At 44.8% G+C, this 3,572-nt stretch carries 2 protein-coding genes; both read right to left on the bottom strand.

From position 1 onward, the window contains the following. Positions 1 to 87: 87 nt before the first annotated feature. Complete coding sequence (locus A3763_RS18010; RefSeq protein WP_068512841.1) at positions 88 to 432, bottom strand: DUF2956 domain-containing protein; 345 nt, start codon at positions 430 to 432, stop codon at positions 88 to 90. Between the two features lie 62 nt (positions 433 to 494). Continuing rightward, a partial coding sequence (locus tag A3763_RS18005) for a response regulator (RefSeq protein ID WP_156495156.1) occupies positions 495 to 3,572 on the bottom strand: 3,078 nt, incomplete at its 5' end.

Below are 3,572 nucleotides of genomic sequence, written 5' to 3'. Positions count from 1 at the left end.
GAAGGGTAATTTAGGTAACTTAGGTTAAATTCAGAGTTTTCAGTGAGACTTGGTTCAAAACTAATCAAATTTCATCGAGATGAGTTCTTATATTACTTGGAATATTGCAAACAAAACCCATGATAAAACGAGTAAAGACCAGGGTAACCACGTCTGTGCTTTAGGTGGCTGAACATGCTCTTCAAGCTGTTTTTCTTCACTACTGCTTGCCATCTGTTTGGCTTTTTCTGCAGCTTTTAATTGCTTGTCGAGCTCTCGGCTTTTGGCTTTGTGCTGTTTTTTATACTGCTCAATCCCTTTTTGAATACCCTGGGCAATGATTTTTGTTTGTTCTTTCGTTTGGCCTGGGCGTTGGTTCGCTTTTGCCAGCTTATTAGCTTCTTCCAGCGTCCGCTCGCTTCCTTTTGAGTGCCGCTTATCATATTTTGCCATTTTACTTCCTTGGTTCTATTTGGGGGTGAGCTGATGAGGGAATTGATTGCAAGTGATCTAGCCTATGAATAGTTGTCTTCAACACGCCTGGTTAGTTCAGATAGTTCCTGTGTATCTTGTTCATTCAAGTCGCAGTTAGCCAAAACGAAGTTTGCCGTGCGCACTACGGCTCGCCACCTGGGCCTATCAGGGATAGTACGAGCGCTCAGGTACTTGTCAAAGGTTCGAGTTTTAACCGTGGTGCCGTCCACGTATACACGCCAGCAGCGACTTTGCTCTGCCAGGTCAACCTTTGTCTTATTTGTTGAGCGCTCCCAAATATTTAGTGAGTTCCTCAACAGTTCGACAATAAGCTCTTTGCCATCAAATTCGGTTTTATCATCGTGTTCAAGAGCTGGAGGAGAGTCTATACATTGAACTGAGTCTGTATCGCCTATTTGTTCACTGATTTGCTCTCCCGCATGATCAGGATCAATGAGAACATGCCTTAGTGCCCCTTCAATTTCATTGATTTTACGCCGACTTTCGCTCAGCTCATGAGTTAGTGCTGCCAGGGCATTATCAGTCTGTAAAGGCTTACCTTCAACCTGTTCTGGCGACAGTTCTCTTTGGTCGATAACCAAGGCTAAATAAGGTTGACCGGACTCGTTAACGTATTTGATGGAAGCGTGCCATACAGCCTGCTCGCCGGGTTCACTCATCAAGTCTATTGAGTAGGCCGAATCGGGCTTTTCGACTAACGCTTTCTCCAGTTGAGAGAGTAGCTCTGGCAAAACGAAGTCGCTAATGGGGCGCCCTAGTAGGCTGGACTCGGATGATTCACCAAGTTTGTGGCTAAATTCTTGTAGCGCTCTATCATTCGTGTAAGCAATATTGAGTTGCTCGTTGATGACGATAATAAGTTCTTCACTAATATCCAGAACGTTAAGCAACTTCGAATTAAGTTCGGATAACTCTTCTTCCAGGGCTTCTCGTTTAGCGATCTCGTTGCGAAGCTTCTGGTTTTCCTGGTTCGCGATCCAGCACCTTCTTACGCTTAGCTGACTTTCTACGCGGGCGATTAGTTCTTTATTATGATAGGGCTTGATGAGGTAATCATTGGCACCTTGGCTCAGGGCGCTGACAATATCGGATATTTGATGCCGTGCTGTCAGCATGATGATGGGGAGTTCATAGCTGTCGAACTGCTTCCGAACCAGGGTGCAGACTTCAATGCCGCTCATTTTTGGCATCATAAAGTCGAGTAATATCAGGTCAGGTACTTGTTGGTTGAGCCTGGCTAGAGCGCTAATTCCATCCGGGAAGACTTCATATCGATAACCTTGTTGTGACATCAGGCTGGAAACCAGCTCCAGGTTTACGGGTTCATCGTCGACGATAAATATCAGCGGAGTCATTTCTTCGCTACCGCCTTCAAACGATAAATCGGGTAGTTTTGCAGAGGTTTCGCTGGTAGAAACCTGAGTTTCCTTAGTGATAATAGGTGCTTGAGTGGCTGGTAGAGCGGTTTCAGCTAATTGCTTATTGGCTTCCTGATTGCTGACCAAACCAGCGGGTAAGGATAGGGTGACATCTGTGCCTTGATTGGCCTGGCTTTTAATCGTTAGGGAACCGCCGTGCAATTCAACAAGCTGTTTACTGATGGCTAGGCCGAGCCCGGTTCCGCTTGCTGAAGGGTGACCTTCAACATGGACTTGCTCGAAGGGACGAAACAGGCTGTGTAGTTTCTCTTCAGGGATACCGACACCTGTATCAGAGATCTTAATTAATACTTCTTCTCCTACCTGGTAAGCGCTTAGTGTGATTTTGCCTTGTTCGGTATATTTGACGGCATTGCCTAGTATATTGATCAATATTTGCTGCACGCGAAACTCATCTGCATTTAAGTTTCTAACCTTAGGTGAAATCTCTGCTTTTAACTCAATAGGCTTCTTATCCAGAAGAGGTTTCATGGTGGTAAGTACTAACTCTGATATAGACTGAAGATCTATGGGAGCGATATTCAGTTTTAGCTTTCCATGTTTGATACTCGAAAAATCAAGAATGTCGTTCACCAGGATATTCAAGCGCTGCGAGGTGTTAGAGATAAGCTCAATCTTGTTTTTTTGGTCTGGACTTAAGCTCTGCTGATCACTTTCGATTAATACTTTTGCTAGCCCCGAGATACCTTGTAAAGGCGTTCGTAGTTCGTGAGAGGTAGTGGCCAAAAACTCATCTTTGAAGGCATCCATTTCGATAAGTTCTTTATTTCGACTTTTTAGTTGCTTCGACATCGCCTCTACTAAGTCTAGGTTCTTCAGATAGTTCCGTTGAAGGGCGATGGACTGGGAGATAACAAAAGCCAGTACGCCAAAATGTGCGACATTAAAAGGTGTGCCGAAAATACCATTGGCTTTGAGTACATCATGAATAACGGTAAGCGCCAAAATAAGTAAACTGGCGCCAAAAGCTTTAACCCGTTTTCCACCTGCTTGAACAACTTTTAAGTACATAGCCATTGCAAAGGTGACGCTAATTAATACCAGTACCTGAAATGCCACATTCAACTCGGTGTATATTCGGTTCTCGAATGCCAGGCAGATAAAGACAAAGGGGGTGATTAGCACCCATGAGACTCTCATGGTAAAGGCCGGGATATATTTCCGGTATAAGGCGCTAAAGAAGCCCATAAAGAAAGGAAGCGTCAGGTAAAAACTTAAATGCTCAAGGCGTTGGAGGCTTGCCCAGCTGAACCAGTCAAATAAGTGCAGAACCCGCTCATCAATCATTAAGCGCCTGAAGCCCACAGCCAAGCACAATAGACCAAAGTATAGAGCGCTAACCTCTTTTGAGCGGAAGGCGAATAATGAAAAATTATACAGGCCGATTGCAATTAGAATTGAGCCAAAGAAGACTGCCGATATGATCGGACGATACTCCATATTGAAACGGCCGGCCTCGCCCGTCATGCGTAGACTAAACCATATGCCGCCCTCGCGATAATGGTGATTAGACAGATGAATCACGATATCTAGTTCGCTAGCATGATTGGTGAGTTTGATTACTCTGGGTCTAAACTCAGGCGTTTCAGTGCTCTGATAATAACCGGGCTTACCGTTTTGGGCGCTAAGATTGCCGTTGATGTAAAGCTTGTAGGCGCT

The sequence above is a fragment of the Oleiphilus sp. HI0128 genome, from assembly GCF_001635365.1.
The sequence above is the reverse complement of the archived record's forward strand: the minus strand, read 5'-3'. Positions and strand labels throughout refer to the sequence as shown.